We start from the raw sequence: 13,279 nt of genomic DNA, 5'->3' as shown, positions 1-13,279 counted from the left end.
CCCGTCAGAGAAGGTTCGGCACCAGGTCGAAGGCGAGGATCACCAGCGCCCCCAGGATCAGCATGGGTCCGAAGGGAATCGCGGTCTTCATCGTCGCCCGGCGGGTCGCCAGCAGCACGATCGAGACGACCGTACCGAGCACGAACCCGGCGAAGATGCCGTAGTAGACGTAGGCCCACCCGAACCAGCCCAGGTACCCGCCGAGGATGCCGCCGAGCTTCACGTCGCCGTAGCCGAACGCCTTCGGCGAGACGAACGCCAGCAGGAACAGCACCGCGAAGACGGCGGCCGCACCCTCCGCCGCGCGCAGCAGCGGGTGCCACTCGCCGTACGCCAGCGCGACGAGCGTCCCGAGCACGGGCGCGGCGACGGCCAGCGTGAACACCAGCCGGTTCGGCAGGCGGTGGTGCTCGCGGTCGATCACCACCAGCGGCGTGCTGACCAGCGCGAGCGCCAGCATGGGCAGCAGCACCAGCGAGAGCCCGGCGGTCAGCCCGGCCAGGGCGCCGAGCACCAGCGCGACGCCCGCGGTGGCGAGTTGCCGCTCCCGGCCGGTGCGTTCGACGCGCCACCAGTCGCGACGATCGGCGTCCGGTGCTGTCAGCGTGAGTCCCGCCAGGTAGGGCGCCGCCGCCACGCAGGCCCCCGCCGCGATCAGCGCCGCGGGCAGCGCGAGGTGCGGGAACGACACGCCGCCGGACCCTACCGGCGCGCCGCCCGCCCCGCCGGACGGTCGGGCCCGGCTGTGGACGGTGCCGGACTGTGCCGGCCGGCGCGGATCGTCGGACCTCGGGACCCGGGTGGCCGACACGCCCGAACGTCCCCGCCCGGACCTACGCTCGCGGGATGGAGCCGGGGTTCGACGCGATCGTGCTCGCGGGCGGACGGGGGCGCCGGCTCGGCGGCGCGGACAAGCCCGGGCTCGACGTCGGCGGAACACCGCTGCTCGCTCGCGTGGTCGAGGCGGCGCGCGGAGCGCACACCGTCGTGGTCGTCGGCCCTGAAAGAAGTCTCGACCTCGACGTGAGGTGGTGCCGCGAGGAACCGCCAGGGTCGGGACCGGTCGCCGCCCTCGCCGCGGCACTCCCCCTGACCACGGCCCCGCGCCTGACCGTGCTCGCCGCGGACCTGCCGTGGATCGCACCGGCGGTGCCGCTGTTGCTGGCCGCGGTGCCCGCGGGCGGACGCGCCTCCCTGATCGATGCGGACGGTCGCGAGAACCGGCTGGCGTCCGCCTGGGAGCGCGCCGCCCTCGAGGACGCGCTCGCCCGGCTCCCCACGACGCGCGACGCCTCGATGCGCTCGCTCGCCGACGGCGTCCCGCTCACGCCCGTGCCCGACACCGGGGGGTGGGGCGACGACTGCGACACCTGGGACGACGTCGCCCGGGCACGGGCCCGGGCTCAGGACACGAACTCGTCGCCGGCGTAGAGGTTCAGCCGCCCGCCGCGCACCATGCCGGCGAGCAGCAGTCCGTACTCCCGCGCCAGGTCGACGGCCAGGCTCGACGGCGCCGACACCGCGACGATGCCCGCCACCCCGGCCGCAACGGCCTTCTGCACGATCTCGAACGAGACACGCCCCGAGACGACGAGCAGGCGCTCGCGCCCGGGCAGCTCGCCGGCGAGCAGGGCCTGTCCGACCACTTTGTCGACGGCGTTGTGGCGCCCGACGTCCTCGCGCACCGGGCCGAGAGCGCCGAGCGCCCCGTTGACCAGTCCGGTGCGGCAGTCGGCGAGGGCCGCCGCGTGCACCCCGCCGGTGCGATCGAACGCCTTCTGCCGGGTGCGCATCGTGTCGGGCAGACCGGCGAGCACCTCGGCGGACACCGTCCACCCGTCGCCGTGGGTCGGCCCGCCCGCCAGCGGTGCCAGATCGAGGACGTCCGCGCTGCACACGCCGCACGCCGCCGAGGTGACGAACGCGCGGGGCCGGGGCGGACGCACACCCGGCCGCAGCGTGACGTGGACGCGGTCGGTGTCGTCCTCGCGGCAGGTGCGCATCGCCAGGATGTCGTCCGGGGCGCGCACGCCCGACTCGACGACGAGCCAGCCGGCCGCGAGCTCGATGTCGTGGCCGGGGGTGCGCATCAGGGTGGCGAGCGTGGTGCCGGCGCCGTCCTCGGGCACGAGGTGGCTGCGCGCATCGAGGCCGAGGACGAGCGGGCTCTCGACGGCGAGGTCGTCGGGCGTGCGGCGGACGTCGGCACCGCTCGCCCGCCGCACGATCGAGCGTCGCGTCGTGGTCACCGCCATGTGTCCCGACAGTAGTCCGGGCGTGGTCGCGGTCGGGGCTGGTCACCGCCGCCCGATCTTGCTAACTTAACACCGATCACACGCGCCGTCCCGGGATGGAGGGGCGGGACGACGCTGGTGCTCACCCGCTGTGGCCGGTACGGCGGCGTCGACGCGGACCGCGTCGGCGCCGCAGTCACGCCAGAAGCGCTCCCGGCACCGCGTCCGCGAGCTCGTCGCGCATCGCCGCGAGCGGACCCGGCCGGCCGGTCATGAGCTCCACCTGCCGCACCGCCTGGTGCAGCAGCAGCGACGCTCCCCCGATGACCGTCGCTCCGGCCGCGTCCGCGGCGGCGGCCAGGCGCGTCGGCCAGCCCGCGTAGACGGCATCGAGCACGGCCTGTCCCGGGCGCCACGCGTGTCCGGCGACGGCGTCGGCGGCACCCGGCGGCAGCGTCGAGACGACCAGATCGGACGCGAGCGGCCCGTCGGCACCGAACGTCCGCACGTCGAGCGTGACCCCGGCGCGCTCGGCGGTGACCCGCAGCGCCGCGGCGCGACCGGTGTCGCGCACGAGCACCGCAGCCTCACCCAGACCGAGCCGGCCGAGCGCGACGACCACGGCCTGCGCGGTGCCGCCCGCGCCCAGCACGGTCACCGACGCAGGTCGGACGTCCACCGCGGCGAGCGCGCCCAGCACCCCGTCGACGTCGGTGTTGTCCGCGATCCAGCCGCCGCGTCCGTCCGGCAACAGCGTGTTGGCCGCGTCGGCCGCGGCGGCCGAGGAACGTACCTCGGACGCGAGCGCGAGCGCAGCGTGCTTGAGCGGCATCGTGCACGAGAACCCCGCCCAGTCGCGACGCGCGTCGAGCAGGCCGGGCAGCTCGTCCTCACCGCACTCGAGGGCCTCGTAGGTCCAGTCGAGGCCGAGCTCGCGGTACGCGCGCCGGTGCAGCAGGGGCGACAGCGAGTGGGCGATCGGCCGTCCGAGCACGGCGGCACGGCGGCTCACGGCTTCGCGCAACCCCAGTTGTTCTCGTAGCACTTCAGCTGGGCCTTCACGAACTTCTCGGGGCTGTTCGTGAAGTACAGGTGGCCCTCCGCATCGCCGTTGACGTAGTACGTCCAGTTGCCCGCCGGCGGGTCGACCGCGGCGTCGAGCGCCTCGGACCCGGGGTTGCCGATCGGCGTCGGCGGCAGGTCCTTGTTGCGGTACGTGTTGTACGGGCTGTCGATGGTCACGAAGTCGACGTCGGACGGCTTCTTTCCGGCCAGTTCGGCGGCGTACACGCTCGTGGCGTCGATCTTGAGCAGGTCCTTGGCCGCGAGCCGGTTCAGGATGACCCGCACGACCTTGCCCATGTCGTCGGGGTACTTGGCCTCGGCTTGCGCCATCGAGGCGATGATCAGCGCGCGGTAGGGCGTGAGCCCGAGCTTCTTCGCCTTGGCCGAGAAGCCGTCGGCACGCACGATGTCGGTGAACTTGCCGACCATCTGCTGCAGGGCGTCACGGACGCCGGTCTCCTCGTCGAAGGTGTAGGTCGCCGGGTAGAGGAACCCCTCGGCGGTCATCGGGGTCTTCCCGCCGGGCAGCAGGTAGTCGGTGGGGATGCCGAGGTTCTTGACGTCCTTGAGGACCTTGAGCACCTCGGCCTGCGACGCGCCCAGGCCGCAGCCCTTCGCGGTGGGCAGGGAGTTCGTGCACCGCGGCGCGGTGAGCAGGGCCGTGATCGACTGCAGCGTCGCGCCCTCGCGCACGACCGTGTCGGACGCGACGCGGGACGCCGGGTCGAGCAACAACCCGAGCGCCGCGGACGCGGACATGTGGTGGCGCAGCCGGTAGGACCCGGGCTGGATGTTCTGCGAGCGGTCGTCGTCGCCGGCGGCGTCGGTGAAGGCCTGCTCGCTCGCCACGACGCCGGCGTCCTCGAGGGTCCGACCGATCTCGGACGCGCCGTCGTTCGCCTTGACGGTGACGACGACGCTGCCGGTGCCGGAGCCGTCGTAGTCGGCGGGGTTGAGGTAGTGGTACACCGGCAGCGCGATGAAGTAGACGGCCGCGGCGACGATGACGGCCACGACCGCGGCCATCACCATGACGGCACGCCGGCCGCGGCGGGCCTGGTGGTCCCGGCGCCGGTCGCTGCGTGAGCGCCGCACCGGGGCGGGCCGCCCGTGGTCGACCCCGTGGTCGCCCCCGTGGTCGCCGTCGTCCCCGAACAGGAGGTCGTGCGTGTCGAGGGACGCGTCGGGGTCGTAGACCGACTCCCGGTTGCGTCGTGCCACGCGTACTGCTCCCCTCGGTGTGCGCGCCGCGGCGCTCTCGTCGTCCCGATACCGGGCCCCGCTAGGGCGCCGGTCGGCGCCCACCCAGCTCGAGCCAGTGCTGCAGCAGTTCGACCGCTGCCGCCTGGTCGATCACGGCGCGCCCGGCCCTGCCCCGCACGCCGCCGTCGGCGAGCTTACGCGCCGCCGACACGGTGGTCAGCCGCTCGTCCAGGTACTGCACGGGAACCGGGTCGATCCGGGGGCCGAGCAGCTCGCCGTAGGTACGGGCCATCTCGGCGGACCGTCCCTCGCGGTTGGCCAGGGTGCGGGGCAGCCCGACGACCACCCCCACCGCCTCGTACTCGGCGACCAGGCCCGCCAGCTCGGCGATGTCGCGGTCGCCGCGCGGGTCGCGCCGCAGCGTCGTGACCGGGACGGCGAGCACACCCATCGGGTCGCTGCGGGCGACGCCGACCCGGACGGTGCCGACGTCGACCGCGAACCACACCCCGGGCGTGTCGCCCGTTCCCCCGGTCACGGTCAGGACGGGTTCGTCACGTACGTCCGGGCGGCGCCGAAGGCGTCCTTCAGCTGCGCCGCGTCGCCGCCGGCGCCCTGCGCGACGTCGGCCTTGCCGCCGCCACGGGCGCCGAGGACGGGCGCGAACGCCCGCACGACGTCGCCGGCCTTGAGCCCGGCGGACTGCCCGGCCTCGTTGACGGTGGCCACGAACGCGGCGCCGCCCTTGTCGTCGGGCGAGGCGACGAGCACGACGGCGGGGTCGCCGTGGCGCAGCCGGTTGCGGACGTCCAGGGCGAGCGAGCGCAGGTCGGCGCCGGTGACGCCCGCGGGCGCCTCCGCGAGCACGACCTGGGTCGCGCCCACCTGCTCGGCGGACGCGGCGAGATCGCCCGCGCTCGACAGCACGGCGGCGGCGCGCAGCTTGCCCAGCTCGCGCTCGGCGTCCTTGAGCCGGTCGAGCACGCCGGTGATGCGCTCGGGCAGTTCGTCGGGCTGCGCCTTGAACTGGCCGGCCAGCTGGGAGACGAGCACGTGCTCCTTGGCGAGGTAGCGGAAGGCGTCGAGACCGACGAGCGCATCGACGCGGCGGACGCCGGAGCCGATGGAGGCCTCGCCGAGCACCTTGACCATGCCGATCACCGAGCTGCGGGGCACGTGGGTGCCGCCGCACAGCTCGCGCGAGTAGTCGCCGATCTCGACGACGCGCACCTCGTCGCCGTACTTCTCGCCGAACATGGCGATGGCGCCGATGCGCTTGGCCTCGGCCTGGTCGGTCACGAACCACCGGACCTCGAGGTCGCGCAGCAGCACCTCGTTGATCTCCTGCTCGACGTCGGCGAGCACGCTGGCCGGCACCGCGGACGGTGTCGTGAAGTCGAAGCGCAGCCGTCCGGGGGCGTTGAGGGAACCCGCCTGGGCGGCGCTGTCGCCGAGCGCCTTGCGCAGCCCCGCGTGCAGCAGGTGGGTCGCGGAGTGGCTGCGCGACACGGACGCGCGCCGGGCCGGGTCGACGGACGCCAGCACCGGGTCGCCGGGGCGGACCTCTCCCGACAGCACCGACACCCGGTGGACGATCAGTCCGGGCACCGGCTGCTGGACGTCGACGACGGTCAGCTCGGCCTCGCGGCCGTTCGCGTTGACGGACAACCGTCCCCAGTCGGCCTGCTGGCCACCGCCCTCGGCGTAGAACGGCGTCGCGTCCAGGACGATCTCGACGTCCTGCCCCTGCCCGGCGGCGGGCAGCAGCCCGTCCGGTCCGAGGATCGAGGTGACGACCGCCTCGCGCGCGATCTCCTGGTAGCCGGTGAACAGCGTCGGCGCGGTGGAGTCGAGCGCTGTGCGGTAGATCGACAGGTCGGCGTGGCCGGTCTTCTTGGCGCGGGCGTCCTCCTTGGCCCGCGCGCGCTGCTCGGCCATGAGGGTGCGGAAGCCCTGCTCGTCGACGGCGACGCCCTGTTCGGCGGCCATCTCGAGCGTGAGGTCGATGGGGAAGCCGTACGTGTCGTGCAGCTGGAACGCGGTCGCGCCCGACAGCGTCGTCCCGCCGCCGGACTTGGTCGCCGAGACGGCGTTGTCGAGGATCGTCGTGCCGGAGCGCAGGGTCGTCCGGAACGCCTCCTCCTCGGCGTAGGCGTAGGTGGAGATGCGCTCGAAGTCGGACGCGAGCTCGGGGTACGACGGCGCCATCGCGTCGCGGGACACCGGCAGCAGCTCGGGCAGGACGGGGTCCTGCACGCCGAGCAGTCGCATCGCGCGGATGGCGCGCCGCATGATGCGCCGCAGCACGTAACCGCGGCCGTCGTTGGACGGGATCACGCCGTCGCCGATGAGCATCAGCGCGGTGCGCACGTGGTCGGCGACGATGCGCAGCCGCACGTCGTCGGGGTGCGACTGGCTGGCCGCGTGCCCGGAATGCGCGCCGTAGACCTTGCCGGCGAGCTGCGCGGCCCGATCGAGCACCGGGCGCGTCTCGTCGATCTCGTACATGTTGTCGACGCCCTGCAGCAGGGTGGCCATGCGCTCCATGCCCATGCCGGTGTCGATGTTCTTCTTCGGCAGCTCGCCCAGGATCGGGTAGTCGGACTTGCCCGGCCCGGTGTTGGCGCCCCGCTCGTTCTGCATGAACACGAGGTTCCAGAACTCCATGTAGCGGTCCTCGTCGACCGCGGGGCCGCCCTCGACGCCGTAGTCGGGGCCGCGGTCGTAGTACAGCTCGCTGCACGGGCCGCAGGGTCCGGGGATGCCCATGGACCAGAAGTTGTCGTCCATGCCCTTGCGGACGATGCGCTCCATCGGCAGGCCGATCTCGCGGTGCCAGATGTCGACGGCCTCGTCGTCGTCGAGGTAGACGGTGGCCCAGATGCGCTCACCGTCGAGGCCGAAACCGCCCTCGTCGACGGGCTTGGTCGACAGGTCCCACGCGAGCCGGACGGCCTCGGACTTGAAGTAGTCGCCGAAGCTGAAGTTGCCGTTCATCTGGAAGAACGTGCCGTGCCGGGTGGTCTTGCCGACCTCGTCGATGTCCGGGGTGCGGATGACCTTCTGCACGCTCGTGGCTCGCGGCCACGGCGGCGTCTGCTGCCCGATGAAGTAGGGGACGAACTGCACCATGCCTGCGTTGACGAACAGCAGGTTGGGGTCGTCGAAGGGCAGCGGGACGCTCGGCACGACCGTGTGGCCGTTGCGCTCGAAGTGCCCCAGGAAGCGGGACTTGATCTCGGCGGATCTCACCGTGCCATGCTGCCAGACCGCTCCACCCTGCTATCGGGCAACGCAGTCGGGGCAGTGCGCGCCGTGTCCCCTCACGTTCGGCGGCGTCCTGTCGATGCTGTGGGGGTCAACTGCATGCGTCGAGAGGGTCAACCGTGGGCAAACGTCGCACGTCGTCCGGAACGGACGTCGGCGCCGTGGGCGACGACGCCCGGGGCGCGGAGCCGCGCACCAGGTGGGAATCGCGCCCGGTCCTGGCGTTCCTGATCCGGGCGGTCGCGACGATGGTCCCGCTCGCCGTCGGCACCCTGACCGGCCGGTGGGTCGTCGGCCTGTTCCCGGTCGACACGTCGCTGTGGACGGTCACCGGCGTCTCGTTCGCCGTCGCGCTGGTCGTCGCCGCCGCCGTCGCGAAGGTGACGCAGAGGGCCGTCCCGCTCTGTGTCGTGCTCAAGATGACGATGATCTTTCCGGACGAGGCTCCGAGCCGGCTGAAGGTGGCCCGGCAGGCCTCGACGAAGAACGAACTCACCCGGCGGCTGCAGGATCCCGAGGCCCCTGCCCGGGAGATCGCCGCGGCGTTGCTGGCGCTCGTCACCGCGCTCGGGCGTCACGACCGCAGGACCCGCGGGCACAGCGAACGCGTCCGTCTCTACTGCGACCTGCTGGGCGAACAACTCGGCCTCGACGAGCACGACCGTGGCCGCCTGCGATGGGCCGGGGTGCTGCACGACATCGGCAAGCTCGAGGTGGCGTCGGCGATCCTCACCAAGCCGGGCGGGCTGGACGGCGACGAGCTGAGCGAGATCAAGCACCACCCGGACCACGGTGCGCGCATCGCCCGGCCGCTGGCCTCGTGGCTCGGTCCGTGGTTCGACGGCATCGAGCAACACCACGAACGTTGGGACGGCGCGGGGTACCCGCGCGGGCTCAGCGGATCGAAGATCAGCCTGGCAGGTCGGGCCGTGGCCGTCGTCGACGCCTTCGAGACCATGACTGCGGCCCGTTCGTACAAGTCGCCCATGCCGACGGCGGCGGCTCGGGCCGAGCTGACCCGGTGCGCCGGACACCACTTCGACCCGGCGATGGTGCGCGCGTTCCTGTCCATCGGGCTGCCGCGGTTGCTGTGGGCGATGGGCCCGCTGACCTTCGTCGTCAACGTCCCCTTCCTGCGCTGGATCCCCGCGGCGTCCGCCCGCACCGTCGACGCCGCCAACGCCGGACTGGCCGGCGCGGTGGCCCCGGTACAGGCCACTGCCGTCGCCGCGGCCGTCGTGGCCGCCCCGATGAGCGCCGTCGCGCACGCAGACACCGTGGCGTACGCCCGCGATACCGCCGTCATCACCCATCCGGGCGGCCACGGCACCTCGACCGGGGGCGTCCCCGGCCGCCGCGGCGGGGCCGGGGGGCCCGCAGCCCTCTCGCCGTCCCCCACCGCCGTCCCGGGCAGATCGGGCTCCGGCGGCGTGGGCCCGGGCTCGCCGGCCTCCGCTCGCCCCGACGCTGCTCATCCCTCCCCGGAGATGACTGGGTCGACCGCAGCGGCCTCTGGCGTCACTCCGAGCGGAAGCACCGACCCCGGCACGGACGGTGCCACCGGCAGAGACGACGACACCTCCCGCGGCGAGGACTCCGGCAGCGGACCGTCCGGTGAGGGCCGCGAGGCCGCCGCGAACCCGGGAGGCGGCTCCCGGCGCAGCGGCGGTTCCGGTTCTGCCTCGGGAGGAAGCGCAGACAAGGGGTCCGGCAAGGGGTCCGGCAACGGTGCCGGCAAGGGGTCCGGGAACGGTTCCGACAGGGGGTCCGGCAACGGGTCCGACAACTGCCACGGCAACGGGACCGGCAGCGGGTCCGACAAGGGGTCCGACAAGGGGTCCGACAAGGGGTCCGACAAGGGGTCCGACAAGGGGTCCGACAAGGGGTCCGACAAGGGGTCCGACAAGGGGTCCGGGAACGGCTCGGACAACGGGTCCGACAAGGGCCCCGGCAAGGGGTCCGACGACGGGTCCGGCAGAGGCTCGGACGACGGCTCCGGCAACGGGTCCGACAACGGGTCCGGCAAGGGGTCCGGCAAGGGCCCCGGCAAGGGGTCCGGCAAGGGCCCCGGCAAGGGGTCCGACGACGGGTCCGGCAAAGGCTCGGACAACGGCTCCGACAACGGGTCCGACAAGGGGCCAGGCAACGGCTCCGGCAAGGGCCCCGGCAAAGGCTCCGGAGGCGGATCGGGAGGCGGCGGCCGAGGCTGACGTCGCGCCGTCAGCCGCTCGGGCCGGACCGGCGTCAGGCCGAGTCGGTCGGCGTCTGTGGGGGGCCGGGGCGCGGGAGCGTGGGCATACGGCCGAGCTCGCCGTCGAGGCCGGTGTCGCGGCGCAGCTGCTCCTCGCGCTCGCTCATGGCGGCGCGCACGTCGGCGCCGAACTCACCGATGGCCACGGCGAGCTCGCTCAGCGACTCGGACAGGCCGCGGGCCATGCCCTTGGGCGTCATCTTCTCGGCGGCGGCGGACAGCTTGCGCACGACCAGCACGCCGATCGTCACGCCCATGGCCAGCCAGAACAGGCGCCTCATACCGACCGGCCCCGGCGGCTGGCGCGGTGCTTGCGCTTGGCGGCGCGGACGGCCTCGGCGTCGCGGCGGTCGGACACCGTCTTGCGGACGCCGTAGGTGAACGCGGCCGCCTTGATCATCGGGCTGCCGAGTGTGGCCGACACGACCGACGTCATCGCGGCCACGTTGGTGGTCATCGAGTTGACGTTCTTGGCGATGCCCTCGATGTGTTCGAGCTGCGCGTTCAGCTGGGTGACCGTCTGCTGCGCCTCGCCGATGATCGGGCCCAGGCCGTCGTGGGTCTTGCGGACGGCCAGCGTCGCCTCGTCGAGCGTCTTGCCGAGCTTGAGCAGCGGAACGGCCAGCACCAGCACGAGCACGACGAACGCCCCGGCCGCGATGAGTGCGGCGATGGCGCCACCGGACATGGGCTCGTCCTCCAGGGTCGACGTGCGAAACGGGCTACCGACGGACCTTATCGGGTCACCTGCCGCGTATCGCCGCCCGTAGTCGCTGCACCCACTCGACCAGGTGCTTCTCGGCGCCCCGTCCGGCCGGACGGTAGTAGTCGCGACCCACGAGTTCGTCCGGCGGGTACTGCTGCCGCACCACGCCCTCGGGGGTGTCGTGCGGGTAGCGGTAGTGCGCCGCGTGGCCGAGCTTCTTGGCGCCGGTGTAGTGGCCGTCGCGCAGGGCCGGGGGGACGGCACCGGCCAACCCGTTGCGGACGTCGGCCTGCGCGGCGTCGATGGCGGCGACGACCGCGTTCGACTTCGGCGCCAGCGCAAGGTGGATCGTGGCCTGGGCCAGGTTGATGCGGGCCTCGGGCAGCCCGATCAGCTGCACCGCCTGCGCCGCGGCGGTGGCGGCGAGCAGGGCGGTCGGGTCGGCCATGCCGACGTCCTCGGAGGCGTGGACGACGAGCCGTCGGGCGATGAAGCGCGGGTCCTCCCCCGCCTCGATCATCCGGGCGAGGTAGTGCACGGCCGCGTCGGCGTCGGAGCCGCGGATCGACTTGATGAAGGCGCTGATGACGTCGTAATGCTGGTCGCCGTCGCGGTCGTAGCGCACCGCCGCGCTGTCGACGGCCTGCTCGAGGGTGGCCAGGTCGATCGCGCTGCGCCCCTCGGCGCGGACGGTGCCGGCCGCCGCCTCGAGCGCGGTGAGCGCGCGCCGCGCGTCGCCCCCGGACAGTCGCAGCAGGTGGGCGCGGGCGTCGTCGTCGAGCGTGACGGTGCCGTCGAGGCCCCGCGGGCTGTGCAGCGCCCGGTCGACGAGCGAGCCGACGGCCGCCTCGTCCAACGGCTGCAGGGTGAGCAGCAGGCTGCGCGACAGCAGCGGCGACACGATCGAGAAGAACGGGTTCTCGGTGGTGGCGGCGACGAGCGTGACGTGCCTGGCCTCGACGGCGGCGAGCAGCGAGTCCTGCTGGGTCTTGCTGAACCGGTGGATCTCGTCGATGAACAGGACCGTCTGCCGGTTGTGGTGCGTGAGTTCGGCCTTGGCCCGGGCGATGACCTCGCGGACGTCCTTGACGCCGGCGTTGAGCGCTGACAGCTGCTCGAAGCGGCGGTTGGCCGCGGACGACACGATGAGCGCGAGCGTGGTCTTGCCGGTGCCGGGCGGGCCGAAGAGGATCAGCGACATCGGCGCGTCGCCCTCGACCAGCCGTCGCAGCGGCGACCCCGGTGCGAGCAGATGTTCCTGGCCGACGACCTCGTCGAGGGTGCGCGGGCGCATGCGGGCGGCCAGCGGGCCGGAGTCGGGTACGGCGACGGGGTCGGCGGGCGGCGGCGCGTCCCCACCGCTCTCGAACAGCGTCACCGCACCAGGTTAGGCGGGCGGCACGACAGCGGCGCCGGACCCGTGGGGGTCCGGCGCCGCGGTGGGTCGAGCAGGATCAGCGCACGTAGGTGTACGTGCTGCCGGCCGAGACGGTGCTGGTGACCGAGCCGGTCGTGGTCTGGACGGTGACCGGGCCCTCGGCGGTGGCCGCGGGGACGGTGCAGGTGACCGTGGTGGCCTTGACCGAGCCGGCGACGACCGGGCAGGAGTTGCCGTCGACGGTGACCGTGGTCGAGGTGGTGAAGCCGGTGCCGGTGACGGCGAGCTTGTTGCCGCCGTCCATCGGGCCCGAGGCCGAGCCGACCTTGATCGAGATGCCGGCGATCTGGAAGGCGTGGCTGTCGGCGACGGTGGTGCTCGAGCTGGCCGCGGCGTAGGCGAAGGACTTGCTGACGCCGTTGCTGGTGACCCTGAGGACCGGCGCGGCATCGGCCGGGATGGCCGGCAGGGTCGCGGTGAAGGACCCGCCACCGGACGCCATGGTCACGCCGGTGAGCTTGACGCCGTCCAGGGTGGCCGACAGCGGGTACGTGGTCGAGTTGACGAACGGGGTCGAGCCCGCGGTCACCTTGATCGCGGTTCCGCCGCCGGACGACGCCGAGGTCTTCGGGGCGGTCTGGCCGGCGGAGCCCGCCGTCACGACCGGGAACGTGGTGCCGTCGTTGTCCGCGAGCGTCGGGGCGGCGACGAAGGCGAGGGCCTGCTTGGTGTTGGTGGACGGCGTGGTGACGACGTTCGAGCCCGTGACCGGGTCGATCGTCACGACGACGTTGTTGCCGACGGCGCAGGTGTTGTCGGTCTTGAAGATGAGGGTCGTCGGGCTGGTCACGGCGTAGATGCCGGCGGTGCAGCCGGCGACGGTGACGTCGTTGATCGAGTCCTCGTCGAAGTTGGTGCCGGTGACGACGATGCTCTGCTTGGCCGTGAGGGCGGGCAGGCGGTGGACGCTCAGCGAGGTGATGGTCATCGTCGCGGCGGCGTTCGCCGGGCCCGCCACGGTGAGGACGCCGGCGGTCAGCGCGCCGGCACCGACCAGCACGGCTCCGCCGGCCGCGACCAGGCGGCGGCTGGGGTGGATACGGGTCATCGGGGGGACTCCTCCGTGAGTACTGGGCGGGCCGGGAGGGTCCCGGCCGACCGTCGCGTCCGTGCGA

Annotated in this window: 12 protein-coding genes; 2 read left to right on the top strand and 10 right to left on the bottom strand. The window is 73.3% G+C overall.

Features of this window, described 5'->3' with window-relative positions; genetic code table 11:
- Positions 1-4: 4 nt before the first annotated feature.
- The gene (locus ACYVP9_RS05030; RefSeq protein ID WP_460603611.1) at positions 5-691 is read right to left on the bottom strand and encodes an A24 family peptidase; all 687 of its coding nucleotides are present in this window, start codon (positions 689-691) and stop codon (positions 5-7) included.
- A gap of 155 nt (positions 692-846) precedes the next feature.
- On the opposite strand from ACYVP9_RS05030, the gene mobA reads away from it, so the two are divergent.
- Complete coding sequence (mobA, locus tag ACYVP9_RS05025) at positions 847-1,431, top strand: molybdenum cofactor guanylyltransferase (RefSeq protein ID WP_460603610.1); 585 nt, start codon at positions 847-849, stop codon at positions 1,429-1,431.
- Here mobA and ACYVP9_RS05020 read toward each other — a convergent pair.
- The 5 genes from ACYVP9_RS05020 to alaS all read right to left on the bottom strand — a co-directional run bounded on the left by ACYVP9_RS05020 (position 1,404) and on the right by alaS (position 7,754).
- Entirely contained in the window at positions 1,404-2,255 is an 852-nt protein-coding gene (locus ACYVP9_RS05020; RefSeq protein ID WP_460603608.1) for a formate dehydrogenase accessory sulfurtransferase FdhD, read from the bottom strand. The genes mobA and ACYVP9_RS05020 overlap by 28 nt on opposite strands.
- A gap of 175 nt (positions 2,256-2,430) precedes the next feature.
- Complete coding sequence (locus tag ACYVP9_RS05015) at positions 2,431-3,246, bottom strand: shikimate dehydrogenase (protein ID WP_460603607.1); 816 nt, start codon at positions 3,244-3,246, stop codon at positions 2,431-2,433.
- On the bottom strand, positions 3,243-4,520 hold the full coding sequence (gene mltG / locus ACYVP9_RS05010) for an endolytic transglycosylase MltG (protein WP_460603605.1): 1,278 nt from the start codon (positions 4,518-4,520) through the stop codon (positions 3,243-3,245). The genes ACYVP9_RS05015 and mltG overlap by 4 nt, the downstream gene beginning before the upstream one ends.
- A gap of 61 nt (positions 4,521-4,581) precedes the next feature.
- On the bottom strand, positions 4,582-5,040 hold the full coding sequence (gene ruvX, locus ACYVP9_RS05005) for a RuvX/YqgF family protein (RefSeq protein ID WP_460603604.1): 459 nt from the start codon (positions 5,038-5,040) through the stop codon (positions 4,582-4,584).
- Positions 5,041-5,042: 2 nt separating this feature from the next.
- Positions 5,043-7,754: an alanine--tRNA ligase gene (gene alaS / locus ACYVP9_RS05000; protein ID WP_460603603.1), complete on the bottom strand. Its 2,712-nt coding sequence runs from the start codon at positions 7,752-7,754 to the stop codon at positions 5,043-5,045.
- A 134-nt stretch (positions 7,755-7,888) separates the two neighbouring features.
- Between alaS and ACYVP9_RS04995 the strand changes: the two genes are divergently transcribed.
- Positions 7,889-9,979: an HD-GYP domain-containing protein gene (locus ACYVP9_RS04995; RefSeq protein WP_460603601.1), complete on the top strand. Its 2,091-nt coding sequence runs from the start codon at positions 7,889-7,891 to the stop codon at positions 9,977-9,979.
- Positions 9,980-10,013: 34 nt separating this feature from the next.
- On the opposite strand, the gene ACYVP9_RS04990 is transcribed toward ACYVP9_RS04995, so the two are convergent.
- From ACYVP9_RS04990 to ACYVP9_RS04975, 4 genes are all read right to left on the bottom strand, one after another.
- The gene (locus ACYVP9_RS04990) at positions 10,014-10,301 is read right to left on the bottom strand and encodes a hypothetical protein (protein WP_460603600.1); all 288 of its coding nucleotides are present in this window, start codon (positions 10,299-10,301) and stop codon (positions 10,014-10,016) included.
- Positions 10,298-10,708 carry a DUF948 domain-containing protein gene (locus tag ACYVP9_RS04985; protein ID WP_460603599.1) on the bottom strand — a complete coding sequence of 137 codons (411 nt, stop codon included), beginning with the start codon at positions 10,706-10,708 and terminating at the stop codon, positions 10,298-10,300. The genes ACYVP9_RS04990 and ACYVP9_RS04985 overlap by 4 nt, the downstream gene beginning before the upstream one ends.
- Positions 10,709-10,763: 55 nt before the next feature.
- Positions 10,764-12,098, bottom strand: a complete 1,335-nt coding sequence (locus ACYVP9_RS04980; RefSeq protein WP_460604293.1) for a replication-associated recombination protein A — start codon at positions 12,096-12,098, stop codon at positions 10,764-10,766.
- 82 nt (positions 12,099-12,180) lie between these two features.
- A complete protein-coding gene (locus ACYVP9_RS04975; RefSeq protein ID WP_460603598.1) occupies positions 12,181-13,212 on the bottom strand; it encodes an IPT/TIG domain-containing protein in 1,032 nt (343 codons plus the stop codon).
- Positions 13,213-13,279 lie beyond the last annotated feature (67 nt).

The sequence above is a fragment of the Jatrophihabitans fulvus genome (assembly GCF_054781375.1).
The sequence above is the reverse complement of the archived record's forward strand: the minus strand, read 5'-3'. Positions and strand labels throughout refer to the sequence as shown.

Excerpts from the sequence above, each read along its gene's own strand:
- ACYVP9_RS04985 (WP_460603599.1), bottom strand. The coding sequence starts at position 10,708 with ATGTCCGGTGGCGCCATCGCCGCACTCATCGCGGCCGGGGCGTTCGTC.
- mobA (WP_460603610.1), top strand. The coding sequence starts at position 847 with ATGGAGCCGGGGTTCGACGCGATCGTGCTCGCGGGCGGACGGGGGCGC.
- ACYVP9_RS04990 (WP_460603600.1), bottom strand. The coding sequence starts at position 10,301 with ATGAGGCGCCTGTTCTGGCTGGCCATGGGCGTGACGATCGGCGTGCTG.
- ACYVP9_RS04975 (WP_460603598.1), bottom strand. The coding sequence starts at position 13,212 with ATGACCCGTATCCACCCCAGCCGCCGCCTGGTCGCGGCCGGCGGAGCC.
- ACYVP9_RS05020 (WP_460603608.1), bottom strand. The coding sequence starts at position 2,255 with ATGGCGGTGACCACGACGCGACGCTCGATCGTGCGGCGGGCGAGCGGT.